20 protein-coding genes are annotated in these 25,054 nt (G+C 72.4%); 13 read left to right on the top strand and 7 right to left on the bottom strand.

Annotated features, from left to right (window positions below):
- Positions 1–201 precede the first annotated feature (201 nt).
- From ACIP37_RS20015 to ACIP37_RS20005, 3 genes are all read left to right on the top strand, one after another.
- On the top strand, positions 202–1,146 hold the full coding sequence (locus tag ACIP37_RS20015; RefSeq protein WP_400844218.1) for an LLM class flavin-dependent oxidoreductase: 945 nt from the start codon (positions 202–204) through the stop codon (positions 1,144–1,146).
- 122 nt (positions 1,147–1,268) lie between these two features.
- Positions 1,269–1,694: a VOC family protein gene (locus ACIP37_RS20010; RefSeq protein ID WP_363586189.1), complete on the top strand. Its 426-nt coding sequence runs from the start codon at positions 1,269–1,271 to the stop codon at positions 1,692–1,694.
- Positions 1,695–1,922: 228 nt separating this feature from the next.
- The gene (locus ACIP37_RS20005; protein WP_400808204.1) at positions 1,923–2,855 is read left to right on the top strand and encodes a chitinase; all 933 of its coding nucleotides are present in this window, start codon (positions 1,923–1,925) and stop codon (positions 2,853–2,855) included.
- A 41-nt stretch (positions 2,856–2,896) separates the two neighbouring features.
- Here ACIP37_RS20005 and ACIP37_RS20000 read toward each other — a convergent pair whose 3' ends face one another.
- Positions 2,897–3,493, bottom strand: a complete 597-nt coding sequence (locus tag ACIP37_RS20000; protein ID WP_400808201.1) for a TetR/AcrR family transcriptional regulator — start codon at positions 3,491–3,493, stop codon at positions 2,897–2,899.
- 63 nt (positions 3,494–3,556) lie between these two features.
- On the opposite strand from ACIP37_RS20000, the gene ACIP37_RS19995 reads away from it, so the two are divergent.
- On the top strand, positions 3,557–4,045 hold the full coding sequence (locus ACIP37_RS19995) for an SRPBCC family protein (RefSeq protein ID WP_400808198.1): 489 nt from the start codon (positions 3,557–3,559) through the stop codon (positions 4,043–4,045).
- Positions 4,046–4,156: 111 nt separating this feature from the next.
- On the opposite strand, the gene ACIP37_RS19990 is transcribed toward ACIP37_RS19995, so the two are convergent.
- Complete coding sequence (locus ACIP37_RS19990; protein ID WP_400808482.1) at positions 4,157–5,656, bottom strand: alpha/beta hydrolase family protein; 1,500 nt, start codon at positions 5,654–5,656, stop codon at positions 4,157–4,159.
- Between the two features lie 511 nt (positions 5,657–6,167).
- On the opposite strand from ACIP37_RS19990, the gene ACIP37_RS19985 reads away from it, so the two are divergent.
- The 3 genes from ACIP37_RS19985 (at position 6,168) to ACIP37_RS19975 (ending at position 9,033) form a co-directional block, all read left to right on the top strand.
- Positions 6,168–7,289, top strand: a complete 1,122-nt coding sequence (locus tag ACIP37_RS19985; RefSeq protein WP_363586193.1) for a histidine kinase — start codon at positions 6,168–6,170, stop codon at positions 7,287–7,289.
- Entirely contained in the window at positions 7,286–7,948 is a 663-nt protein-coding gene (locus tag ACIP37_RS19980; protein ID WP_363586194.1) for a response regulator transcription factor, read from the top strand. Before ACIP37_RS19985 ends, ACIP37_RS19980 begins: the two co-directional genes overlap by 4 nt.
- A 167-nt stretch (positions 7,949–8,115) precedes the next feature.
- A complete protein-coding gene (locus ACIP37_RS19975; RefSeq protein WP_400808193.1) occupies positions 8,116–9,033 on the top strand; it encodes a phosphatase PAP2 family protein in 918 nt (305 codons plus the stop codon).
- Between the two features lie 196 nt (positions 9,034–9,229).
- Here the strand turns inward: ACIP37_RS19975 and ACIP37_RS19970 are convergent, their stop codons facing one another.
- The 3 genes from ACIP37_RS19970 to ACIP37_RS19960 all read right to left on the bottom strand — a co-directional run bounded on the left by ACIP37_RS19970 (position 9,230) and on the right by ACIP37_RS19960 (position 16,620).
- Positions 9,230–9,487, bottom strand: coding sequence for a hypothetical protein (locus ACIP37_RS19970; RefSeq protein ID WP_400808191.1), 258 nt, complete (start codon positions 9,485–9,487; stop codon positions 9,230–9,232).
- A complete protein-coding gene (locus ACIP37_RS19965; protein WP_400844215.1) occupies positions 9,484–15,666 on the bottom strand; it encodes a DNRLRE domain-containing protein in 6,183 nt (2,060 codons plus the stop codon). Before ACIP37_RS19965 ends, ACIP37_RS19970 begins: the two co-directional genes overlap by 4 nt.
- A 336-nt stretch (positions 15,667–16,002) precedes the next feature.
- Positions 16,003–16,620 carry a kinase gene (locus ACIP37_RS19960; RefSeq protein WP_400808186.1) on the bottom strand — a complete coding sequence of 206 codons (618 nt, stop codon included), beginning with the start codon at positions 16,618–16,620 and terminating at the stop codon, positions 16,003–16,005.
- A 59-nt stretch (positions 16,621–16,679) separates the two neighbouring features.
- Here ACIP37_RS19960 and ACIP37_RS19955 point away from each other — a divergent pair, with 59 nt between their 5' ends.
- A complete protein-coding gene (locus ACIP37_RS19955; protein WP_363586200.1) occupies positions 16,680–17,117 on the top strand; it encodes a VOC family protein in 438 nt (145 codons plus the stop codon).
- Positions 17,118–17,211: 94 nt separating this feature from the next.
- On the opposite strand, the gene ACIP37_RS19950 is transcribed toward ACIP37_RS19955, so the two are convergent.
- Complete coding sequence (locus tag ACIP37_RS19950) at positions 17,212–18,744, bottom strand: alkaline phosphatase family protein (protein WP_400808183.1); 1,533 nt, start codon at positions 18,742–18,744, stop codon at positions 17,212–17,214.
- A 202-nt stretch (positions 18,745–18,946) separates the two neighbouring features.
- On the opposite strand from ACIP37_RS19950, the gene ACIP37_RS19945 reads away from it, so the two are divergent.
- Positions 18,947–19,714: a GntR family transcriptional regulator gene (locus ACIP37_RS19945; RefSeq protein ID WP_063352162.1), complete on the top strand. Its 768-nt coding sequence runs from the start codon at positions 18,947–18,949 to the stop codon at positions 19,712–19,714.
- 71 nt (positions 19,715–19,785) lie between these two features.
- Here the strand turns inward: ACIP37_RS19945 and ACIP37_RS19940 are convergent, their stop codons facing one another.
- Complete coding sequence (locus ACIP37_RS19940) at positions 19,786–21,291, bottom strand: MFS transporter (protein ID WP_363586203.1); 1,506 nt, start codon at positions 21,289–21,291, stop codon at positions 19,786–19,788.
- A gap of 98 nt (positions 21,292–21,389) precedes the next feature.
- On the opposite strand from ACIP37_RS19940, the gene ACIP37_RS19935 reads away from it, so the two are divergent.
- From ACIP37_RS19935 to ACIP37_RS19920, 4 genes are all read left to right on the top strand, one after another.
- Positions 21,390–21,914, top strand: coding sequence for a MarR family transcriptional regulator (locus ACIP37_RS19935; protein WP_363586204.1), 525 nt, complete (start codon positions 21,390–21,392; stop codon positions 21,912–21,914).
- A gap of 234 nt (positions 21,915–22,148) precedes the next feature.
- Positions 22,149–22,358 carry a ferredoxin gene (locus ACIP37_RS19930; protein WP_363586205.1) on the top strand — a complete coding sequence of 70 codons (210 nt, stop codon included), beginning with the start codon at positions 22,149–22,151 and terminating at the stop codon, positions 22,356–22,358.
- Positions 22,348–23,721 carry an FAD-dependent oxidoreductase gene (locus tag ACIP37_RS19925; protein ID WP_363586206.1) on the top strand — a complete coding sequence of 458 codons (1,374 nt, stop codon included), beginning with the start codon at positions 22,348–22,350 and terminating at the stop codon, positions 23,719–23,721. The genes ACIP37_RS19930 and ACIP37_RS19925 overlap by 11 nt, the downstream gene beginning before the upstream one ends.
- A 31-nt stretch (positions 23,722–23,752) precedes the next feature.
- Positions 23,753–24,949 (top strand): cytochrome P450, encoded by a 1,197-nt coding sequence (locus ACIP37_RS19920; RefSeq protein ID WP_363586207.1) that lies wholly within the window; start codon positions 23,753–23,755, stop codon positions 24,947–24,949.
- Positions 24,950–25,054 lie beyond the last annotated feature (105 nt).

The raw sequence follows: 25,054 nt of genomic DNA, 5'->3' as shown, positions 1-25,054 counted from the left end.
TGGCTCGGTAAATGAGCTCCGGGCCTGGATTGGCGCACTTCTCGAAGGCTTGACCCCTGTGGTACGTTCCAGACGAAGGTGTATCTGATCTGCTTCGTCGGCTGCGCACGGTGAGCGGAGACCCCTTATTTCGACAGGGTTCGAAAGGGTTCGACAGGAGTGGAAAATCCTGTGGATCGCGGACCTGAAGTCGGTATTCATATGGCTCCCGCCAATTCATCGACCGCCCGCCTGGCAGGCGGCCGTGCCCCGCAGGCAATATCTCGACAGGGAGGTCTCATGGGTCTGCAATTCGGCTTCTGTTTCGGTACCTCGTTGCGTCATGACGTGACGCGGGACCACTTGTGGAAATTGCTCGACGCGGTGGAGCAGCACGGATTCGATTCGTTCTGGTTCTACAACAACAACGGGGACGACATGCCCCCGCCGCTTGAGCTGGCACGGGAAGTGGCCCACCGGACATCCGCCCTGGTATTCGGTCCGCACGTCCTGGTCGCCGCCGGCCTGGAACCCTCCGCCGTGGTCCGCGAACTGACCGACCTGTACCGGCGGTCCAACGGCCGGTTCGTCGCCCAGCTCGGCATCGGAGGCCCCCGCGAGGCCCTCATCCGGGACCCCGCCGAAGCGGCCGCCGCCCTGGAGGACATCCTGCGCCGCCTGCGCCGCCTCGTCGGGGAGTCCGCCGGGGAATCCAGCGGCAGCGGCCCGACCGGGGTGCCGCCCGTGTGGCTGGGCGGAGGCAGGGAGGGGACCGTACGGCGCGTCGCCGCCCTCGCGGACGGCTGGGTCCCCGCGTTCATCACCCCTGCCGAGTACCGTCGGCGCCTGAAGGTCCTCGACGAGGAGCGGCAGCACCTCGGCCGCACCGAGCACATCACCCGCGCGGTGCAGCTCGTCTACGTGCCGCCCGCCATCGACACCCCCGAACTCCGGCGCGAGCTGGACGCCGAGGTCTCGGCCCACAAGCAGGGCTGCACCAGCCGCGATGTCTATGCCGTCGGCGGCGACCGGGCGTTGCGCGAGCGCCTGGCCGAGTTCGCGGACGTCGGCGTCGAACACGTCATCCTGGTCCCCGCCCGCGCGGTCCCCGACTGGGAGGACGAGATCGCCCGGCTCCACCACACCGTCACCACGTCGTTCGGCTAGCACTCCCGCGGCTGCGTGGCTCCCGGTTCTCCTGGAGGACCCGCGCCCCTGCCGTTTCGGGAGCGCCAACGTGCGGCTCCTGGGCCGGAGATGAGCGACAGCACCCCTGTTATGGTGCGCTTATGTCATTGATCAAGAAGTTCCAAGTCACCTTCGACTGCGCGGAACCCCAGCGCGTCGCCCGCTTCTGGTGCGAGGTGCTGGGGTACGAATCGCCGCCGCCGAAGGGGTTCGCCACCTGGGACGAGTACGACCGCTCCCAGCCTGCTGAGGACCGGGGTTCGTGGTCCGCCTGCAGCGACCCCTCAGGCGAGGGCCCGCGACTGTTCTTCCAGCGCGTTCCCGAAGGCAAGGTCGTCAAGAACCGGGTGCACCTCGACGTGCGGGTCGGCACCGGGCTCGTGGGCGAAGAGCGCCTCGCCACGCTCGAAGCCGAGTGCACCCGGCTGGTCGCGCTCGGCGCGGTACGCGTGCAACTGCTCTACGACGGCCACGATTCGTGCATTGTGATGCAGGACATCGAGGGCAACGAGTTCTGCGTCGACTGAGCCTCCCCCGAGCCGGCGAGGCGGGGAGCTCGTCGGGCCGAGCGCGACACCGACCTCGCCGGCCTCGACCCGGCGGGCCGGGCCGATGGGCGGCGGCGGTGGTACGGGGCTGGCGGAGTGGAATTCCAGGACGCGTGGTGGGAATGCGCGAGGCCCTCCCGGGTGGAACGGCACGCTTCCTGGTGACCCACAGCAGGTCTGTGGCCGACCACCAGGAGGAACCCGTCCATGAGCAGTCACGGACACCCGGATGGGGTGCGAGGCACCTCTCCCGCGGCGAAGACGTCGGCGACCCGCCACGTCGTCGCGTTCTACCAGACCGGCACGACCACAGGTGACCCGGACAGCCACTACGTCTCCCCGGTGCCCCTGATCGGTCACGCGGACGTGGTGGAGGTGGCCGCGTTCCACCTCAACGACCCCGCCCAGTACCCGATCCTCACCCTGAACGACGACCCGCCCTCCGCGCCCAAGTACGTTCCGATGTGGCGTGACATCGCCTCGGTGCAGGCGAAGGGCGTCAAGGTCACCGCTCTTCTCGGCGGCGCCGCGCAGGGGACGTACGGGCTGCTCGACAAGGACTTCGGCACGTACTACCCGCCCGTCCGCGACGCCCTCAGGACGTACCGGCTGGACGGCATCGACCTCGACGTCGAGGAAGCGTTCCGCGAGGCGACCGCCGAGCGGCTCATCCGTCAGCTGCGCTCCGACTTCGGGCCGGACTTTCTGATCACCCTTGCCCCGGGGCCCGGCGATCTCACCATGCCCGAGGGCGGCAACCTTCCCTTCCTCGACTACCGCACGCTCGAAAAGCAGGTCGGCCCCCTGATCCGCTGGTACAACACCCAGTTCTACTGCGGCAACGGCAGCCTCGCCGACACCGCCGACTACGACGCGGTCATCCAGAACCAGTTCCCCGCGTCCAAGGTCGTCGCCGCCGGCATCACCAACGACAACCTGGACTGCGGGGGCTACGTCGACATGCCGGTCCTCCAGCGGACCCTGCGCGCTCTCGCCGACAAGTACCCGGACTTCGCCGGTGCCGCGGGCTGGGAATACGCGCTCTCCCGCAACGTCGACGGCCCCGACTGCCCCACCGGCCCCGCCAGCTGGTACTGCGCCGTCCGTCAGGCGCTCGTCGTCCCGGCGGCCAGGGCCTGACGGTGTAGCTCCGCGGAGGACTCCGGCTTCGGGGAGTCCGATCACGGAGCCCCCGCGTCGGCCAGCAGAGCCGTCGTGCATTCCTCGGTGAGGTCTTCTGCGTGCGGTGGCAGCGGCTGCCCGGCGCGCAGATGGCGGCGGACCACGGACAGCGGCAGGTCGATCAGGGCCAGGGTGATGCGCTCGTGGTCCCGGGGGCCCGCCGCGCCGAGGGCTTCGGCGAGGGAGGCGATGGAGTCGAGCACGCGTCGGCTGCCGAGGTCCGCGCGCTCCTTGTGTTCCTCGGACCAGTCGGCGCGGCCGAACTCCTCGGCGCCGTAGAGGAGGAGCGAGGCTTCCTGCGGGTGGGCGCGGCTCCAGGAGATGACGTGCCGGGCGGCCGCGCGGGCGGCCGGGTGGGGGTCGGGCGCGCTGCCGAGCGCGGCGAAGTACCCCTCCTGGAAACGCTCCACGGTGCGCAGCCACACCTCGGCGAGCAGTGCCGTACGGCCGGGGAAGCGGTGGTACATGGACCCGCTCGGCGCGCCGATCGCCTGGGCGACGGCGGACATGGTCACGCCGGCCGGCCCGGCGGAGGCGGCCAGCCGGACGGCGGCGTCGAGGATCTGGTCGGTGTCGAAGCGGGGTGGTCTCGCCATGAATCAGAGGGTACCCTCCAGATTATTAGAGGCTGGTCTCTAATAATCTGAAGGGGAGGACGCATGGGCGTCTACAACGTGCACGAGCGCTTGCTGGCCGCCAAGGCGAGCGAGGTGGGCGCGCTCGTCGACAACCTGTCAGGCGGCCCGGCGGACCGGCTCTGGCCGCACCCGGACTGGCCCGCGATGGAGTTCGACCGCCCACTGGCGGTCGGCGCGACCGGCGGCCACGGCCCGGTCCGCTACACGGTCACCGCCTACGTGCCCGGGGCCTGGGTCCGCTTCACCTTCAGCGGGCCGCGCGGATTCCACGGCTTCCACGAGTTCACGGTGCTGCCCGTCGGCGAGGAACGCACCGTGCTGCGGCACACCCTCGCGATGAAGGCCGGCGGCCTGGCACGCCTGACCTGGCCGGCGGCCTGGCGCCCGATGCACGACGCCTGCCTGGAGGACGGCCTGGACCGCGCCGAGCTCGCCTGCACGGGCACGGTGGCCCGCCCGGCCCGCTGGACCCCGTACGTACGCCTGCTCCGCGCGTTCGCCCACAGGTGAACAACGACGCGGGGCCGCCTACCAGCGGTTTCGGGCACGGCCGTCCGGCTGATGATCTCGTCTGATGCCGTTGTCCTCGTCCGGCAGGCGTACGTGCCCCGGAACAGTTGGTCAGCCGCTGTTGTCCGGGCGGTGGACGGTGAGGTTGCCGTAGGCCGGCAGAACGCCGGCCAGGTCGCCGGGTTTGCCTCGCAGAGTGGCGTCCAGGAAGGCGAGGGTGGCCGCGGCGACGACGTGCGGGCTCTCCGTGCGGCCCAGGGAGCCGACTATCGAGGGCACGGGCGGCAGATACAGGGGGCCGTCCATGAACGTGAGATGCGCGGCGCCGGGGATGGTGAGCCGGTAGCTCGTCGCGGTGCTGGACTTGAGCGCCTCGGTGAGGCGGGGCAGGTAGCGCGGGTCGGTTGCCGGGGTGATGGCCTGGGTGAGCGCGAGCGTCGGCTGGTCGAGGGAGGGGGAGGCGGGGCCGTGGGGGTAGCCGTCCAGATCGATGACGGCGTCGAAGCGGCGGTCCTGCCGGGCTGCCTGGAGGGCGGCGGCGCCGCCCATGGAGTGTCCGGCCACCGCGGCCCGGCCGGTGTCCAGGTGTCCGCTCAGCGGGTCGGCGGCCTCACCCCGGTCCAGGCCGTCCAGTTGGGTGAGGACGAAGCCGAGGTCGGCGGCCCGAACCGCCGTCCAGTCGGCCGCCAGTTTCTCGTCCTGGTCCGGGTCGCCGGTGGAGGAGGTCTCGGTGGTGATCGTCCGGCCGTCGGAGAGGACGACGGCGGCGGAGTCGTACGGGTGGTCGAGGGCGGCGACCACGTAGCCGTGGCTGGCCAGTTCCTCCGCCCAGGCGGTGTTCTGGGTGCGCACTCCGCCCGACCCGGGAGAGAACAGGACGACGGGGAACCGCCCCCGCCCGCCGTCCACCGGGGCGTCGAAGACCGCATGGGTGTGGGCACGCGGAACACCGTCGACCAGGAAACCCGGCAGGCCGACCTGGCGGGCGAGGGCGTCGGAGACGGTGCGCGCCTCGTGCTCCGTACGTCCGAGGTACTGGGCCCGCTGCGCGCCGGCGGGGCTCTTCTGCGCGGGGTACCAGAGCTGGACCACGACCGTGCGCCGGTCGTCCGGATCGGCGGTGAAGGTCTCGGGGCGGTGCGGGTCGGTCCACTGGACCACGCGGGTGCCGACCGCGAAGTCGCCCGTCGGGGTGGGGAATTCGGGTACGGGAAGGGCCCAGGCGGCCACCGGGCCCGTGACGATCAGGCCGACGCAGGCCACCGATCCCGGCAACGCCAGCCACCAGCGGGCCCGCCACGCCGGCCGGCCGGGACGGCGTCGAAGCGGTCGCAGCAGGGGGGAGAGGGCGAACGGCGACGCGAAGGCGGCGCCTGCCAGTACCGGCAGCATCTGCCAGCGGATCCCCGCCACGCTCAGCAGGATCGCGGACAGCACGAGAACCGCCCCCGCCGCGATCGTGACGCGTGGGCGGGCGGAGGGGGGAAGCCAGCGCGCCACCACCAGTGCGACGGCGCCCAGCAGGACAAGGATTTCCAGGGGGGACATGTACAGCCCCGTGATGATCTCGGTCACCAGGCCATGTTCGGCGCCGGGCACGCGCTGCCACATCGATCCCGGGTCGCCGTCGGGTGCCACCGGGGTCGCAATCCGCGGCAGGTCCCGGTGCGACCGGAGTGGCAATCGGGCACGCCGGATCGGCGGCCGCCCTACGACCACGGGAGGTAGCGGGACTCCTCCTGCGGTCGTACCCGGGCACGGTGTCATCAGACGGTGGACTCATGTGCTCCGTGGGGCCCGCCGCCTACCGTGACAGGGCCGCGGGACGTGCCGGGCAGCGCGAGGCGTACGTTCCCCGTACTCCACTCGGATCCGGCTGCACGCGGTGGCAGCCCCGGCCGGGGCCACCATGACGCCGAATCGACAGGGACGTGCGATGACCGAGGCGGCCGCGGAACCCGGCAATGCCCACCGGGGCCGGGGCCGGGGCAGGGTGTGGGTGCTGACGCGGGTGCGGTGGGCGGGGACGACCTCACGGCTGACGAGGTACGCCGACCTGGCCTCCGCACGAGCGGCGCGACTGGTGACAGCCGCCGGGCGCCGGTCCTCCCGGCTGCCGCCCGTGGCGTGGGACTCGCTGCTGCCGACGCTTCTCCTGCTCAACATCATCACCACCCGGGCACCGCACGAGCTGCCGGTGGCCGTCGCCCTCACCGCCGCCCTCGCACTTCCCCTGGTGTGGCGGCGCAGGGCCCCGCTCACGGTGTTCGGCGTCGTGGCAGCCGCGGCCTTCGTCCAGTGGCTGACGGACGTCCAACTTCCGGCGGACGTCTGCCTGCTGGTGGCCCTCTACACGGCAGCCGCGAACTCGGGCCGGCGCGGCACGCTCGTCACCGGTGCCGTCGTGGAGGCGGGGGCCCTGCTGGCCTGCCTGCGCTGGGCGACGGAAGGCGCGTTCCTGACCCCCTTCGTCGCGGTCACCGCGATGGTCGTCGCCGCCGCCGTCCTGGGTGTGAACGTGCGGACCACGCGCGCCTACCTCGCGGCCCTGGAGGAACGGGCCGCACGCCTGGAGCAGCAACAGGAACAGCAGGCGCGACTGGCCGTCGCCGAGGAGAGGACACGTATCACCCGGGAGATGCACGACATCGTCACCCACAACCTGTCCGTCATGGTCGCGCTCACCGACGCCGCCGTCTACGCGCAGCACCGGTCGCCCGACAAGGCGACCACCGCGATGCTCCAGATCTCCGAGACGGGCCGGCAGGCCCTGACCGACATGCGGCGCTCGTTGGGCATCCTGCGGACCGACGAACCGGACGCGGAACGCCACCCGTTGCCCGGCATCGCCCAACTGGAGGCCCTCGCCGACCAGATGTGCGCCGCCGGGCTGCCGACCCGCATCGAGGTCCAGGGCGGCCACACCCACATACCCGCCACTGCACAACTGACCGTCTACCGCCTGGTACAGGAAGCCTTGACCAACACCCTCAAGCACACACCCACCGGCACACGCGCGAAGGTCCGGCTACGGTGCTCGACCGGGACCGTCACCGTGGACGTCACCGACAGCGGCCCCCGCCCGCCGCTTCCCGGCGCCACACCGTCCGGCCACGGCATCCCCGGCATGCGCGAGCGCGCGGCCGCCTACGGGGGGACGTTGCGGGCCGGACCGCTTCCGGGTGGCGGCTGGGGAGTCCACACCCGTCTCCTCCTCGACAGCGGCGGAGCGGCGTCCGCATGACGATCCGCATCCTGATCGCCGACGACGAAGCACTGCTCCGGATGGCCTTCAGCACGGTCCTGGAGGGCCAGCCCGACATGACACCGGTCGGCGAAGCCGCGGACGGCGCCCAGGCCATCCGCCTCGCCCGGGAACTGCGCCCCGATGTCGTCCTCATGGACGTCCGGATGCCCGGCATCGACGGGATCGAGGCGACCCGGCAGGTCATCCGGGCCTCCCCGCACAGCAGAGTGCTGATCCTCACCACCTTCGACCTGGATGAATACGCCTTCGCCGGACTCAGCGCCGGAGCCTCGGGCTTCCTGCTGAAGAACACCAGGCCCGAGGAACTGCTCACCGCGATACGCAGCGTCGCCGCGGGCGACGCGGTGGTGTCCCCGCGGATCACCCGCCTCCTGCTGGAGCACCTGCGCCCGCACATCCCCGACGGCGGCAGCGCCGGCCCCGACCATCGGCTGAGCCGGCTCAGCGCCCGTGAACGCGAGGTGCTCGTCCAGGTGGGCTGCGGCCTGTCCAACACCGAGATCGCGGCCGCCCTGTTCCTCGCGGAGGCGACCGTGAAATCCCATCTGGGGCGAATCCTGCACAAGCTCGAACTCCGCGACCGGATACAGGCCGTGGTCTTCGCCTACGAGAGCCGCCTCATCCACCCGGCATGACGCCGCAGGAGCCGACGGCGATGTCCTCAGTCCGGGTCCGGGCCCGGGTCCGGTGTCGGGTCCGAGTCGGGACGGGAACCGTGACGTCGTCGTCGGCGTCCCCGTTCAAACCAAGTCGTCTACGACCAGGGCTCGCGGTTCCCAGAGCTGCGAGCAGAAAGACAGTGATGACTCAGCAAGATCACCCGGCCCTGTCCGCACCCGGGCCGGACGCTCCCGGCCGGGCCCCGGGAACCCCGGCCGGAGGGGGCCCTTCGCGGTCGATACGGCCGTGGCTGCCGGCTCTGCTGTGCGCTCTGGGGTTCGTGGCGGTCTACCTGCTCGCCGTCTGGACCCCGTTCGGGCAGCGGGGGGAGAACTCCCTGATGAACGGGAACGGCGGCGAACCGGCGTGGATCTACGACTGGTCGGGGTCGGTCTACGACTCGGCGGCCATGCCGCCGCTGGAGTTCACGGCCCTTCCCACCCTGGTCGTGGGGATGGCCGTGATCGTGGTCGTCGCGCTGGTGCGGCGGTGCTGGTGGCAGGGCTGCGCGGCGATCGGGGTCGTCCTGGGCACGTTCGGGGGCACCGAGGTGTGCAGCAAGATGCTCCTGCCCCGCCCCGACCTGGTGAACGCGCCCGACATGCTCACCGAGGTGAGCTTCCCCAGCGGGCACGCGGCCGTCCCCATCGGGCTGGTCCTCGGCGCCGCCCTCGTCGCCTCCCCGCGCCTGCGCCCCTACGTCACCGCGGTCGGCATGCTGTGGCTCACCGTCACCGCCGGCGCCGTGCAGGCGCTCTACCACCACCGGCCCAGCGACGTGCTGGGGGCCGCGCTGCTGGGCTGCGCCTGTTACGGTCTCGCGCTCTGGCTGCTGCCGTCCTCCGCCGCACCGGGCGTCGCGCGCAGCCCTCGTGCGCTGGCGGCCGTCGCCCTCGTCCTGTCGGCGGTCGCCGCGCTCGCCGCCGGCGCGCGGGACGACTCCGTCACGGGACCGCTGGTCTTCGCGGCGGCGGCCTTCCTGTGCGCGGTCCTGGTCTGGTTCACCGTGGTGGAGGTGCCTGCCCGCGCCGCGCGTCGTACGCGGCCCGCGGTGGGCTGACCGCCCGGCGCGCCGTTCGGCGTCGGGCGGCCGAAAGGCCGAGGCCGTTGGCCTCGGCCTTCGCCATCGGCCGCCCCGTCTGCCTCGTGACCATCGGTGTGCCCCGCTGGCACGGAACGAGCACGGAACAAGCACGGAACAGGCCGACCCGCCGGTGGCGCCGGCGGGTCGGCCTGTTGCGGGGGTGTGCGTCGGGCTATCGCCGGCTGGTCCGCGCCCGTCGGCGGCGGGCCACGAGGGTGGCCGCGGCACGCAGGGCCAGGCCGATCACCGGTGCGAGGAGCAGGGTGCACCAGGTGCGGGTGGTGGCGTCGGCGGTGAGGCGGTCGGCGAGCAGGTAGGCGGCGAGGAAGGACGGCGCGAGCCAGGCCCCGTTGGTCGCGGCGAGGCGCAGCGGGCTCGCCCGGCGCGCTGCCGGTTCCTCCGCCGACTCCGCCGACTCCGTGGATGTCACACGAACCTCCTGACCACGCCGATCACCTTGTCGACGATCCGCTGGGAGACGCCGCGGTCGAAGACGAAACCCGCGAGGCAGCCGGCGACGGCCCAGACGATGCGCTGCTTCCAGCCGCCGCTCCCGAACAGTACACCGGCGCAGGCGCCGCCGGCGCAGTTGCCGATGTGGAGCGCCCAGGGTGCCAGGAAGGGGATCCAGGCGGCCACGGCCGCGGTGACGGACAGTTGGACGGCGCGGGCGACGGCGGCCTTGAGCGCGGCCTTCAGCCAGCCGGGCATCCGGCCGTTGAGGTCGGTGCAGTTGACCGGGTCGGCGTTGCAGTAGTCGTAGGCGTTGGCGCTCGCTCCCTGGACCGGGTCGGGGGAGAGGAAGCGGCCGGCGGCCGGGTTGTAGAGGCGCGCTCCCATGAGGGTGAGGGCGCTCGGGGTCTCGTCGGAGCGCTGCTTGTCGCCGAGCCAGGCGTAGCGGGTGCCGGGCTGGCCGGTGCGCGGCTGGCCGTACTCGTCGTAGTCGAGGACGGTGGGCGCGACGGCGGTGTCCAGCGGCAGCCGCAGGGTGATGTCGCCGTGCAGGTTGGCGAGTTGCAGGACGGTGCCGCCGGTCTTCGCGGTGGTGGCGGCGAGGATGCCGGCGGGGCCGGTGACGTTGCGGGTCAGGGTGCCCGCGGAGTCCTCGGTGATCCAGCGGGGGCTGTCGGTGTCGGAGCCGTAGTGGTTGGTCCGCAGACCGGTCTGGGCCCAGGCGCCGGCGGTGTTGGTCTCGGTGGTCCAGGCGCGGAAGCGCTGGGCCGAGTCGAGGGTCCAGCTCTGCCGGTTGGTGCCGCTGGTCTGCTGCTGCACCAGGTCGGTGTTGTAGTACGCGACGGTGCTGCCGGGCAGTGCGGTGGTGCGGCCGAACGCGTCGTAGGTGTAGCCGGGGTTCACCAGGCGGTCGGCGGTGTCGTAGGTGCTGGTCTGGCCGGTGCCCCCGGTGGTGGTGCAGGTCTGGCCGCGGGCGGCGTCGGCGGTGGCCAGCGCGGTGCGGTTGGTGTTGCGGTCGAAGGTGTAGGTGCGGGTGGTGCAGACGGCGTCGGTCGAGGTGTCCTGGACCTGGAGGAGCCGGCCGGCCCGGTCGTAGGCGTAGGTCTGGGCCGCGGTGACGCCGGGGGTGCCGGTGTGGGTGGCCCGCTGGCCGTGGATGGTCTCGGTGATGCCGTCGGAGACCAGCACGAGGCCGTCGCTGTCGCGGGTGTAGGTGCGGCCGGTGGTGGTGCCGGCCGGGTCCTTGTCGTCGGTCCGGGTGTAGCCGCCGGGCAGGCCCTGGGTGAGCGGCGTGCCGTCGGCGTCGTAGCGGGCGGTGAGGGTGCCGGCGACGGAGTCCGTCACCGAGGTCGCCAGGCCGCGCGGGTCGACGGCGGTGTCGTAGGTGTAGGTGGTGGTGGAGGGGGAGGTGTCGGTGACCTTGGTGGGGCGGTTGAGGGCGTCGTACTCCGTGGTGGTGACGGCGCCGTCGGCGTCGGTGTAGGAGATCAGGCGGCCGAGTTCGTCGTAGCCCTTGGTGATGGTGCCGCCGGTGGCGGAGGTCTGGCGGGTGACGGCGCCGGTGCCCGGGTGGTACGTGGTGGTGGCGGCGGGGGCCGGGGTACCGAGGCCGTCGGTGACGGTGACGGTGGTGGGGCGCCCCGCCGTGTCGGTGTCGGTCACGGTGGTGCGGGTGACGCCGTTGGCCGTCTCGGTGGTGCGGGTGACCTGGCCGAACTGCCCGTACTGGGTTGTCCTGGTGGGCAGTTGTGCCGGGTTGGCGCCGCCGCCGGTGATGGCCGCGGCGGGCCCGGTCTGGCAGACGAGGTCGGCCCACTCGGGGCGGTTGCCACAGGTGCCGGTGCCGCCGGCGGTGTAGTAGGTGGTCCAGCCGGCCGCCGCGTCGGAGCCGGTGGAGGCCGGCTGCTGGGTCGAGACGACCCGGCCCTGGCCGTCGTAGCCGGTGGTGGTGGTCAGGGCGAGGCCGCCGCTGTCCTTGATCTGCGCGGTGGGCACGCCGAGCGCCCAGTTGTACGTGGTCCGGTCCTGGCGGGCGTCGACCAGCAGGTCGGGCCAGGCGCGGAGCCGGGCGCCGGTGGTGGTGAGGGTGATCTGGTTCTTGATCTTGGCGGTGCCGTCGGTCGGCCGGCCCTCGTCGTAGGTCTTCACGGTGTGCTGGCGGGCGGGCAGTTGGGTGCCGGCCTTCGCCAGGACCGTCGCACCGGAGGTGGCGTCGGCGGCGAGGGTGATGCGGTGGAGCGGGTCGTAGACGTCGGTCTCCTGCTGGCCGTCCGCGCTGTAGGCGCTGCTGCTCGACAGGAGCCGGGCGCGCTCGGCGGAGGGCAGGGTGTCGATGCCGAGGTCGGCCAGTTCGGCCTTGGCCGCGGGGGTGGCCCCGAGGGCGAGCTCGCGGTTGCCCGCGGTCAGGCTGCGGACCTGGTGGCCCTGGTTGTCGTACTCGGTGGTGGTGACGTGGTGGCCCGGGGTGGCCTGGTTGACCTGGCGGCCGGAGGCGTTCAGGTAGGTGACGCTCGCCCTGGTGTAGTCGCCGGCGCCGAGGTCGGTGCCGTTGTTGGAGGCGGGGGCCTGGTCCGGCGGGAACACCGCGGTGGCGTCGGTCGGCAGGTCGCTCTGGCCCCACGCGGAGGCGGCGGGCGCGGAGAGGTCCTCCGGTGCCTTCGCGCCGGAGAGCGGGACGCCGTAGACGACGGTGGTGGTGGCGGTGCCGTTCACGGTGCCCGTGGTGCCGGGGGCGAGGGTGTCGTGCCAGGTCTTCGTCAACATGCCCGGGCCCGCGGCCGGGTTGGCGGTGACGGTGCCGTACGCCAGCGAGGTGGCGCGGGTGCCGCTGAGCTGGACGGAGGAGAGCAGGCCGTCGTCGGCGCCCTGGGTGTAGTAGGCGTACTGGTTCTGGCTGCTCTGGCCGAGCCGCGGGTCCCAGGTCTGGCGCAGCCGCCCGGCCGAGTCGTAGCGGTAGACGGCGACGTCGGTGGCGGTGGCCGCGGCGGCCCCGGGCGCGGTGCTCCAGAGCCTGATCGCGCTGACCTGCCCGGCGACGTCACCGAACTCGGTGCCGGTGGTGACGCCGGTGGCGGTGGTCGCGGTGGCGTAGACGAACTGCAGGACGCGGCAGCCCTTGGCGGCGACGTTCGCCGCGCACACCGCCGGGGTGGCCGCGGAGGTCGGCGCGATGACGAGCTTCGGCCGGGCCAGCGTCTTGCCGCCGACCACGGTCGTCTCCGACACCACGCTGGTGGTGGTGTTGGCCAGCCCGCCCTGGAGCGTGGAGGTCACCGTCCAGGTGGCGGCGGCCGGATCGGCCTTGGCGAAGGTGGTGACGGTGCCCTCGGTGCCGGAGAGCGTGAAGTCGGCGCCGAAGGAGCCGCTTAGGGTGAGGTCCTCGCTGCCCGGTTCGGGCGCCCAGCCGTTGCCGGCCGCGTTCGAGGTGAAGGAGACGGCGGAGCCGTCGGCGGCCATCACGCTGAGCGAGGTGCCGGAGGTCCTGCGGATCTCCGTGTACTCCGAGGCGGACAGGCTCGACGACACGCTGGACACCCAGTTGGGGCCGAAGACCGCGGCCTGGCCGTCCTGGCCGGCGGCGGCCCGCGGGTCACGCGAGGAGTGCGTGCGGCCGACCGTCATGCCGAACAGCGACACGTCGGTGGCCGGGACCCTGAGGTCGCCGGTGAGCAGGTTCAGCGCACCCGGGCCGACGTTCTCCGTCGCCGCGCCGTCGGCCTTGCGGTCGACGACGACCCGCACCGGCTCGGAGGAGACGGCCGCGGCGCCGGGCCCGGTGAAGTCCGCGCGGAGCTGGACGGTGCCGTCCGGGGTCACCGTGGAGGTGGCGTTCCAGGTGAGCGCCGGGCTCTTGCCCGCGGCGAGGGGCACGGGCCAGGCCGCCAGTGCGGCACCGCCGTTGGTGATGTCGCCGACGGGGATCCGCGTCCAGGCGTCGGCGTCGGAGCGCCGCCAGGAGAAGGCCACCTGGTCGTACCGGGCGGCGTCGGCCTCGGCGGTGAGCGGCAGGCGCGCCGCGGTGCGGGTGCCGTCGTTCGGCGAGGTGACACCGCCCGCGCCGACCTGGAAGGTGTGGGTACGGGCCTCGGACTTGTTCTCCGCCCGGTCCACCGCCCGCACCTGAAGGGTGTTGGTGCCGGCCTTGGCCGGGGTCACGGTGAAGGTCACCGGCGCGGTGGAGCCGTTCGTCGCGACCTTGGTCCAGGTCGCGCCGTCGAGCGTCCACTCCAGGGCGTTCTGGTCACCGGCCGGCGGGGTCGCGGTGAAGGAACCGGCCTGGCCGGGGCCCTTGACCCACTGGCCCGACGGATAGTCGGAGGAGGAGAGCGCGGCGGGCGCCGAGGGGGCGGAGGTGTCGACCGTGAAGGTGGCCCACGCCGACCAGTTGTTGTTGTAGTGCAGCCCGTCGTACGGGGAGGTGCGGAACTTGTACGTCCTGCCGTTGGCCAGCACACCGGCCGGGACCTTGACGGAGGCCGGGGCCCCGCTCGGCACGTACGGGGAGACCAGGACGTTGCCCACCTGGGTGTCGGTGGCGGCGTCGAAGATCTGGAAGGTGCCGTCGACCTTGTCGTTGTTCGGGTCGACGAAGGTGTCGCGCAGCGTCGGGGTGGTGGAGTTGACCCACCAGGTGCCGGCGGCGTCCTTGTAGAACGGGGAGCCGGCCTGCTGGTCCGTCCCGGTCCGGGGGCGGTAGTTGTACGTCACCGTCAGCTTCGGGACGTTGGTCGCGGCGTTGGCGGAGTTCACCTCCTTCCAGTACTTGGTGTTGGTCTCGTCCGGGGCGCGCAGCCCCATGCCCGAGGTGGTGTTCTTCGCCGACGTCCAGGTCTGCACCAGGTTGGTGACGTCCGCGGTGATCCAGCCGTCGCCGCCGCAGGCGTCCCGGCCCTTGGTCTCGGTGCCGGTGGCCTTCTTGGTGTTCCAGGAGGGCTGCGCCGTCCAGCGTGAGGCGGTCGAGGCGAGGCCGGTGTCCCAGATGTCCCACGCGTAGGGCTGGCAGTCGCTGTTACCGGAGTGGAAGTTGTACAGCGACAGGCTGGCGTTGGTGATCAGCGCGTCCGCGATCGGCGCGGTGTTCCAGTTGATGAACGACCGGGCCTGGCGGGAGGAGCCGTCCGCGTTCTTGGTGCCGGAGTTGCCCCAGTAGATCTCGGTGTCGGCCGACCAGTCGACCGTCTCGCCCTGCTGCACCCGGGTGTCGAAGACGTTGCCGAGGGCCGTGGTGGAGGGGTCGACCGTCACCGGGTACTGCGTCCTCGGGTCCGCGAGGAACGCGGCGTCCGGCGTGAACACCAGGTCGATGCCGTCGCCGCGCTGAACGACCTTCAGACCGACCTTCGCCTGCCGGGCGTGCTCGCCGGAGCCCTCGGCGGCGGCCGTCGCGTCCCACATCACCGGCGCCGGGAGCACGGCCCGCCGCTCGCCGGTGCGCTTGTCGGTGAACAGCACGCCGCCGTCCGGCTGGACCTCGGCCTTCAGGCCGTCGGCCTTCAGCGGCATCGTGTACGAGAACCCGGCGGCGCTCGGGCGCTGCTTGAGCACCGTGTACTGCTCGAAGCCGGTCCGGGTGGCCTCCACGACCAGGTCGGCCGCGCCGTCCGCGATCGCGTCCCGGTAGGTGGCCTTCGTGCCGTCCAGGGCGGGCTTGGGCAGGCCGCCGCGCCACTGGAGCTCGACCTGCTGGTCGCCCTGTCCGAGGGTCACCAGGGTGCGGGCGTCGTCCGCGGCCGCCGCCTGCGCGTGGAGCAGCGACTTCGCCCGGGTGCCGCCGGCACCGGCGAGCCGCAGCGCGTTCGGGTGGGCCTTCGGCGCCACCGACCCGTCCGCGCCCGCCTGGAGGCCGAGGTCGACGTCCACCCACTGGCCGTCGCGCCGGAAGCGGACCGGGCCCGCGAACAGCTCGGTGGTGAGCGAACCGTCCTTGTTCACCCACGTCGTCGACGTCTCCGTACGCTCGGAGAGCGCCTCCACCCGTTGCCCGGACAGCCGGGCGGCGACCCTCGCCGACGGCACGTCGGCGGCGGACGTGGCCCACTGCCCGGCTCCCTTGCCCGCCTTCGCCGCCGCGCTCGGTGACGCGGCGAGGGCCGTCTCGGACCCGGCCAGCAGCGACACCGCCACGGCGAGGGCCAGCGACCCGCTCACCGCCCGCATGCCAACGGGCCTGCCGGGTCTGCGTCGTGTGGTCATCCGTCTGTTCATATCGACTCCTTGAGACACCGTCGCTCGACGGCGCTCTCGGAGCATAGGAGTGGGCGGCAAGATCAAAGATGGGGTCAAATGACGCCAAAGGATCATCAAATAATGATCTTGTTTCGACAAGATTCACGTGATTGTGATCATGGCGTAGGCAACCGCGCCCGCGCCCCGCGCGTTACGTCAGCGGCGCCGGCTGCGCCGACCACTTACCGGCCGCCACCGCCGGTAGGGCGGGGCCGTTCCGTACCCCCGGCCTCCTGCGGGGGACGGGCTCAGCTGTCGTAGCGCCGCTCACCGGTGGCGAAATGGCGGGGTGAGACGGGTGTCGGCGAGGATCCGCTCGACGGTCTCGTCGAGGGTGCTGTGCTGCGGAACGACGCGTTCGAGGCCGCCGGGCAGGAGGTCGTGGGGCTGGTACCAGTCGGCCATGTCCTCGGGGGAGAACTCGGCGGCCTGGGGGCGGGTGGCGTGGCGGCGCACGGTCTCGTCGAAGTCGGCGTCGAGGTAGTACAGGTGGCTGCGGCCGCGGTGGTCGGCGGCGAGCCGGGCGAGCATCGGGCCGTAGCGCTCGGCGGCGAGGATCCCCTCGACGACGGTGTGGAAGCCGTGGTCGAGGGCGTGCCGGGCGACCAGGTCGATGAGGCCGATGTTCGCCCCGCCCGGGAGGTCGCGTTCGCGCAGGACGGTGCGCGCCGGAGCACGTCCTGGGCGACGACGGCCACGCCCCGTCCGTACGCGGCGCGCAGCCGCGCGGCGACGCTCGACTTGCCCGCCCCGCTCGGACCGCGCACCACCACCAGCACGGTGTCCTGAGTTCCCGTCACGCCGGTACCGTACCGGCCGCCGGGAGGCACCTGCCCGGCACGCGCCGAGGGCCCTGACGACGCCGGCCGCCACCGGACGGCTCACCGGCCGCGAGTGTCAGAGGTGCGCGGTACCGTCGCGGCATCCGACCGGAGGAGGACCGCATGGCGACCAGGTGGAGCTTGACGATCGACTGCGCGCACCCGGCGAAGCTGGCTGAGTTCTGGGCACTGGCGCTGGGCTATGCGGAGAAGCCCGCACCTGTGGGATTCGGGAGTTGGGAGGAATGGCTCTCCCACTACGGGATCCCGGAGGACGAGTGGGATGACGGCGCGTACCTCTGTGATCCCGAGGGGGTGGGCCCCACCATGTCCTTCCTGAAGGTGCCGGAGCCGAAGGCGGTGAAGAACCGGGTGCACGTGGACGTCCAGGTCGGTGGCGGCCGTGAGACACCGTGGGAGGTGCGATGGCCGCGCGTGGTCGAGGCGGTGGAGCGGTTGACCGCTGCGGGCGCGACCGTGGTCAGCGAGGAGGAGTTGGACGGCAGGCCCGATCATGTGGTGATGGCCGACCCGGAAGGAAACGAGTTCTGCCTGGTCTGACAGTCGAACTCCGCTCCGGGAGGCCGCCGTACCGCATGGTGGGCGTCGCCTCCCGCCGCCCCGGGGGCCGGGGCGGCGGGGGCCGGTGGTGGTGTCAGGAGCCGAAGGAGACCTGGTCGACCGTCCAGAAGGCGCTGTTGGTGCCCGTGTAGCGGAACTGCAGGCGCGCGGTGGTGGCGCCGGCCGGCACGGTGACGGGCAGGTGCTCGACGGTGTTCAGGTCGGCGCGGTAGGACTTCACCAGCTGCGGGGCGCCGTCGTCGAAGACCACGTACACGTCGCCGGTCTGCGGGCCGTCGACCTTGTAGTTCGTCGCGAAGGACAGCGTGGCCCGGCTGAGGCCGGCGACCGGGTAGGCCGGGCTGACCAGGGTGGAGTCGAACTGGCCGGCGCCGTGCGCCTTGTCGTCCCACTCGTCGGAGTCGGCGACCGCGAAGACGTTGCGGGCCCGTACGTTGGTCTCCCGGCCCTGTCCGAGCTGGGTGGCGCTCCAGAACTCGTCGGTGGCGAAGGCCCAGCCGCGCCACTCCGTCACCCCGCCGCTGGGCATCCGGGAGTTGTCGATGCTCCAGCCGCTGGGCGGCGTGTGCGTCCAGCCCCGGACCGCGGCCGGGATGCCCGTCTCGTCCGCCCGGCCCTGTAGGGCGGGGCGCAGCGCGTCGAAGGCGTCCGGGGCGATCTCGTCGATCGGCTGCCCGTCCAGGCGCCAGGCGGGGTCGATCGCCGCGCCCTCGTGCTTGAGGACGGTGGGCGCGATGTCCACGGGCTTGACGTCGTAGCGCCGGGAGCCGGCCGGGTAGCCGGCGCCGTCGGCGATCACGAAGGTCTGCCGCTCGTTGGCGCTGTTGCCGCCGTGCCCGCCGGCGTCGGTGTGTCCGTGGTCGGTGGTGACGACGATCAGCCAGTCCTCCGAGCCGTACGTGGGGCGGGACTTGACGGACTGCACGACCTGGCCGACGAGCGCGTCGACGGTGTGGATGGCGGCCGCGTACTGGGCGCTGGCGCCGCCGGAGGCGTGCCCGGCCTCGTCGATCCCGTCGAAGTGCAGGAAGGCGGCGTCCGGGTTGCCGTGGGCGAGGTAGTCGGCGGCGTCGGAGGCGGTCTTGGCGTCGTTCTCGTTCTCGGCGATCCGCAGGTCCGCCTTGCCGTTGAAGACGTTGCCGGTGATCGGGTTCCACGAGCCGATCACCAGCGTGGAGGCGGCCGGGTCGGCGGCCTCCAGGCGGCTGGCGAAGTCCGGGTACTGGTCGAACCGGGCGCCGGTGAACGCGTTGTCCTTGACCTGGTGCTTGTCGGGCCACACGCCGGTGGCGATGGTCGACCAGCCCGGCCCGGACAGGGTCGGCGCCAGCGGGTTGGCGTACAGGTTGCTGGTGGCGGTCATGCCGCCGGCCATCAGCGCCTTGAGGTTGGGCGCGTCGGCGGCCGCCAGCTTGTCGTAGCGGGTGCCGTCGACGCCGATGACCAGGGTCTTGGCCTGCTTGGTGCCGTCCGGCAGGCCCTTGTAGGCGGGGGCGGCTGCGACGGCGGAAGCGGCGGGGGCGGCGCCGGCGGGCGCCGACGGCAGCAGCACGGCGGCTACGGCGGTGGCCGCGGTGACGGTCCGGATGGAGCGGGGGATGCGCACGAGGGCTCCCAACTAGGGGGCGACGCGGTGCGGTTGCACCGGCACCGAGGATGGGGCGCCCGTACGAGGAGGAGCCCTCCCCGGATCCACGGTTGTATGAACAACCGCCGAAATTCAGTCCAGACCGGTTACCATTCCGTGACCTCGGGGGCGCCGAACCACCACTCGATGGCGCCGGACCGCCGCTCGATAAGGTGACGCGGTGAACCACGGCACCCCCCGGCCCCCCGTCGCCCCCGCCCGCTCCGGCGTCCCCGACCACGGCCGGGTGCCCAAGTACTACCTGGTCAAGGCCCAACTCGAAGACCTCATCGCCGAATTGGGTCCCGGCGGGCGCCTGCCCACCGAAGCCGACCTCGCCGAACGCCACCACGTCGCCCGCGCCACCGTCCGGCAGGCCCTGCGCGACCTCCTCCTCGAAGGCCGCCTGCGCCGCCAGGGCCGCGGCACCGTCGTCGCCGGCCCCAAGATCGAACAGCCGCTCTCCCTCGCCAGCTACACCGAAGGCGTCACCCGCCAGGGCCTGCGCCCCGGCCGCACCCTCATCACCCTCGACCGCCTCCCCGCCGACCCGCCCATGGCCCAGCGCCTCGCCGTCCCCGAAGGTGAACCGCTCTGGCACCTGGAACGTGTCCTGCGCGCCGACGAGGAACGCGTCGGCCTGGAGTCCACCTACGTCCCCGTTGCCCGAGTCCCGCACCTGGAGCGGGAGTTCGACCCCGAAGGCTCCTTCTACGGGTACCTGCGCGAGTGCGGCGTGCGGCTCGGCGGCGCCGACGAACGCATCGAGACGGTCCTCGCCACCCCCCGCGAAGCCCTGCTCATCGGCACCCCGCCCGCCCTGCCCATGCTGCTGCTCCACCGCCGCAGCCGCGACGCCGAGGGCCACCCCCTCGAACAGGTCCGCACCCTCTACCGCGGCGACCGCTTCAGCTTCACCCTCGCGCTGCACGCCCCCGACAGGGACTGAAGCCGGTCCTGCGTTCCTCGCGACAGGTACGCGTATCGGCGCCGTAGCGCCCGGGCGGGGCGGGCCGGGGGTCACGCGGCGGCTTGTGGGGTGTCGGCAGGAGTGTCGGTGGTGATGCCGTGGTGTTCTTCCTCGGGGCGCCCCTGCTCGGGCAGCAGGAAGGTGATGGCGAGGAATGCGGCCAGCAGGCAGGCCTGGATGGTCAGGGCGTGGTGGAAGCCGGCGGTGAAGTCGCCGGTCCCGGCCTGGGCGAAGAAGACGGAGCCGAAGACGGCGACGCCGACGGAGCCGCCGATGGACTGGACGGCGGACAGGAACCCGGAGGCGGAGCCGATCTCGGCGTCGTCCACGGCGGCGAGGACGAAGCTGAACAGGGCGGCGATGACCATGCCCGCGCCGATGCCGGAGACGGCGATGCCGGGGGCGATGTCCCGGATCGAGAACGAGGCCGGTGTGAGGCCGTCGAGTTCGAACCAGAGGAGGGTCGCGCCGGCGAGTTGGACGAGCGGGCCGATCTGGAGGACCTTGCGGCCGATCCTGTCGGCGAGGAAGGCGCCGCTGACCGCGCCACCGATGGCCGTGCCCACGGCGAGCGGCAGGTTGCCCAATCCCGCGTCGCCGGCGGTGAAGTGCCGGCCGATCTGGAGGTAGAGGGTCAGGACGAGTTGGGTGCCGACGAGCCCGGCGAAGAACAGGGCGATGCCGCCGAGTCCGATGGTGAAGGCGGGCTTGCGCAGCAGGGCGGGGATGATCAGCGGCTCGCGGCCCGCCGCGACGGTGCGGCGCTGGTGCAGCGCGAACAGGGCGAACCCGGCGGCGGAGGCGGCCATGCACAGCCACGTCCACAGCGGCCAGCCGTCCTCCTGCCCCTGGTTCAGCGGCAGGACGAGGAGCGCGCAGGACACGGCGACCAGCGCCGCGCCGGCTTTGTCGACGTCCACGGTGCGATCCCCCGGCTTCTTCGGGACGTACTTCGCGGCGACGGCGAGGGCCGCGAGGCCGATGGGGAGGTTGACGAGGAACACCGAGCGCCAGCCCAGGCCGAAGAAGTCGCCCTCGATGAGGAATCCTCCGAGGACCGGGCCGATGATGCCGCCGAGGCCGAGGACGGGGCCGAAGATCCCGAAGACCTTGGTGAGCTCGGGGCCGGGGAAGTTCTCCCGCAGCAGGCCCAGGCCCTGGGGCAGGAGCATCGCCCCGGCGGCGCCCTGGAGCAGCCGGAAGGCGATCAGCGACCCGGTGTCCGGCGCCAGCGCGCACAGCAGCGATGCGGTGGTGAAGGCGGCCAGACCGATCAGGAACATCCGGCGCCGGCCGTACCGGTCGCCGAGCCGGCCGCCGAGCACGAGCCCGGCTCCCAGGGTGAGGGCGTAGCCCCCGATCACCCACTGCAGGCCGACGGAGCCGGCGCCGAGGGACTGCTCCAGATCCGGACCGGCGACGTTGACGATCGAGGCGTCCAGGAGATCCATGATCTCCGCGACGAGCATCACCACCAGGATCAGCCATCGCCGGCGGTAGGGCCCCGCGGTCTCGTCGGTGATGGGGGAAGAGCCGCGCACGCCAGATACCTCCATGGTGAAGTAGTTTTACGATAAAGGTAAATTGGTGGCGGTAGGTTGTCAAAGCAGGCCGCCGACGCGGACCGCACAGCAGCACGGAAAGGCGCGAGGCCATGGAGGAAGCGATGCTCGACGGCGTGGCGGCGCAGCGTGAGCGGTTGATGGAGTCGCTGAGGACCTACGGCGGCCACTACGCCGAGCTCAGCCGGCGCTTCGCCGCCTGGCTGGGCCTGCACTCCACCGACGCGACCGCGGTCCTGGAGATCGCCGCCGCCGAGGAGCGCGACACCCCCCTGTCGCCGGCGCGCCTCAGCGAGCGCATCCCCCTGTCCACGGGCGCCACCACTGCGCTCCTGAACCGCCTCGAAGCCGCAGGGCACATCACCCGCGTCCGCGAGCACCCCGACCGGCGCATCATCACCCTGCGCAGCGGCCGCCACATCCAGGAACGGGCGGACGAGTTCTTCGGCCCCCTCGCCCGACGCCTCGACACCGCGATGTCGCACTACCCGCCGCAGCTCCTGGAACAGTTCGAATCGTTCATGGCCGACCTGAACTCCACCATGGACACCCACCTCGCCGAGCCGAGCACGACCACGCCCCGCTCTCCCGAAACCCCGGATCACCGCACTCCCTAGGCGGCGCGCCGCGCCCAGGCCGCCCGCCGCGCCCGGGCCGCCCGCCGCTCGATCGCGGTGCCGCACGCCCGCTGGTCGGAGCGATGCCGGTGGACAGCTCGACGCGGGCTCCGCACCTGCGGCATCCCCGAGCGGTTGCCGCGCCCGCGTCCGGTTCTCGGCCCGTGCTGCGCGCGTCCGGTTCTCGTCCCATGCTGGAAGAGAGGGGGTACGGCGGCAGAGGAAGTGGTGGGGATGCAGACCGTTGTGGACCTCACGCGTTGCCAGGGCTACGCACAGTGCGTGTTCCTCGCGCCGAAAGTGTTCCAGCTGCACGGCGAGGAGGGACTGCTGTACGCCCCGGCTGTCCCCGACGACCAGGTCGAGCGCGTGCGCCAGGCCGCGGCGGCGTGCCCGGTCCAGGCCATCCTCCTCGGTGAGGAGGTGAGCGCTGATGGCCGGTGACCAGAGCGAGGGCCGGATCGTTGTCGTCGGCGCGTCGCTGGCCGGGTTGCGGGCCGCGGAGGCGCTGCGGGAGGAGGGCTTCACCGGCTCACTGACCGTGGTCGGCGACGAGCCTCATCCGCCCTACGACCGGCCGCCGCTGTCCAAGCAGGTGCTGCTGGGCCACGCTGCGGCGGACTCCACCGGGCTGCCGATGCGCCGGGATCCGGACGCCGAGTGGCGGTTGGGCGTACGCGCCACCGGCCTGGACCCCCTGGGGAAGCGGGTGATGCTGGCCGATGGCGAGTCGCTGCCGTACGACCGGTTGCTGATCGCCACCGGGACCCGGGCGCGTCCCTGGCCCGATCCGCAGGAGGCCGCCCTGGACGGGGTGTTCACCCTGCGTACCCGCGAGGACGCCGGCGGTTTGGCCGAGCGGTTGGCTGCCGGGCCACGGCGGGTGCTGGTGATCGGCGGCGGCTTCACCGGTTCGGAGATCGCCTCGGCCTGCCGGGAACGCGGACTGGACGTCACCGTCGCCGAACGCGGTCCCGCACCTCTGGTGGGCGCGCTCGGCGGCACCCTGGCGAAACTCGCGGCCGCCATGCAGCGCAACCACGGTGTGGACCTGCGCACCGGCGTGACGGTCACCGCCCTGCGCGGGGACGACGGCGGGCGCTTCACCGGCGCGGAGCTGTCCGACGGCAGCCGCGTCGAGGCGGACGTGTGCGTCGTCGCGCTGGGGGCGGTCCGCAACGTCGAGTGGTTGGCGGATTCCGGACTGGCGGCGGGCCCGCGCGGAATCGCCTGCGACGCCGGGTGCCGCGCCTTCAACATGTACGGAATCGTCACTGACGACGTCTTCGTCGCCGGCGACGTCTCCCGCTTCCCCCACCCGCTGTTCGGTTACCAGATGCTCTCCCTCGAACACTGGGGGAACGCGGTCGAACAGGCCGGGGTGGCGGCCCACAACATGGTCAGTCCAGGGCCCCTGCGGCGCCCGCACCTCGCCCTGCCGACGTTCTGGTCGACCCAGTTCGGGCTCAACATCAAGTCGGTGGGCGTGCCCACCTTCTCCGACCACGTGGTCATCGCCCAGGGTTCTCTGGAGGCGCGCCGTCTGGCGATGGTCTACGGCTACCAGGGGCGGGTCACCGCGGCGGTCACCGTCGACATGGCCAAGTCGCTCGACTACTACCGGCACCTGATCGAGACGGCTGCGCCGTTCCCGCCCCCGCCCGGCGCGGCGGACCGCGCGCTCGCGGCGGACATCCCGATTCCGTCCGACGTGCCGGATCCGAAGGGGCTGTCCCACGGCCCCACCGTGGCGCTCACCGGATACCTGCCCGACCGTCGACTGACCGTGGTGCAGCCCCGCGGCTGACCCACGTCCCGCCCAACGACGAGGAGCCACCATGGACTCCGACACCTTGCTGGCACGGATCACCGACTACGCGAACCGCCCCAACCCCTACCCGCTGTACGCGGAACTCCGCGAGGCCGGTCCCGTCGTGCGGCAGGCAGACGGCAGCTACCTGATCGGCACCTACCACGAGGTCGCCGCCCTGCTCCACGATCCACGGATGAGCGTCGATCCCCGCACCTGTGGCGAGACGACGCACAAGCCGCCGTTCCTGCGGCTCGACGACCCGGAGCACCACAGACTGCGCACCTTGGCCATGCGGCCGTTCGGCCCCCCGCACAGCCCGTGCCGGGTCGATGCCATGCGCGGCGAGATCGTCCGGCTCACCGGGGAACTGATGGAGCCGTTCCAGGCGGGCGGCCGGATCGACATCGTCGACGACCTCGCCTACCCGCTGCCCGTCACGGTGATCTGCCGCCTGCTCGGCGTGCCGCGCGAGGACGAGCCGCTCTTCAGGGCGTGGTCCGACGCGATCGTCGCGTCCGCCGACGTCCGGCCCGAAGAGGACTCCTCCGAGCGGGACGAGGCGGGCGACCAGGCGGGCGAACAGGCGCGGGGCGAGATGGGCCGGTACCTGGCGGGCCTCGCCGAGAAGCGCCGTGGCAATCCGAGCGACGACATGCTCTCCGCCTTCGTCAACGAACCGGACCCGGCCCTGCGGCTCACCCAGGAGGAACTCGCGGAAACCGCCGTGCTGCTGCTCATCGCCGGACACGAGACCACGGTGAACCTGATCGCCAACGGGGTGCTCACCCTGCTGCGTCAGCCCGAGCAGCTGGACCAGCTGCGTCGCGAACCGGAACTGCTGCCGCGAGCGGTGGAGGAACTGCTGCGCTACGAACCCCCGGTCCACATGCGCGAGCGCATCCCCCTCGCCGACATCGACGTCGGCGGCACCACCGTCCCCCAAGGCGCCACCGTCGTGCTCGCGCTGGCCTCGGGCAACCGCGACCCCAAGCGGTTCCACGCGCCGGACCGGTTCGACCCCACCCGCCCGGACAACCAACACCTCGGCTTCGGCAGCGGTATTCACCTGTGCTACGGCGCACCACTCGCCCGCATCGAAGCCGAGGCCGCGCTCGGTGCGCTGATCCCCCGCCTCGGCCCGGCACGCCTGGTCCAGGACCCGCCCCCCTACCGGCAGAACGCCATGCTCCGCGGACCCCGCCACCTGCCCGTCCACCTCTGAAGCCAGCGGGCCTGGAGCCGGCGGGCCGGGTGTGGAGGATGCCGTTGGTCAGGACCCCTCAACCTGGACAACCTCGTCCAGATCGCCGCCGACCGCGGAGCGACG

It is taken from the genome of Kitasatospora sp. NPDC088861 (genome assembly GCF_044750105.1).
GTDB lineage: Bacteria > Actinomycetota > Actinomycetes > Streptomycetales > Streptomycetaceae > Kitasatospora.
Note: the sequence above shows the minus strand (reverse complement) of the source record. Positions and strands in the feature narration are given on the sequence as shown.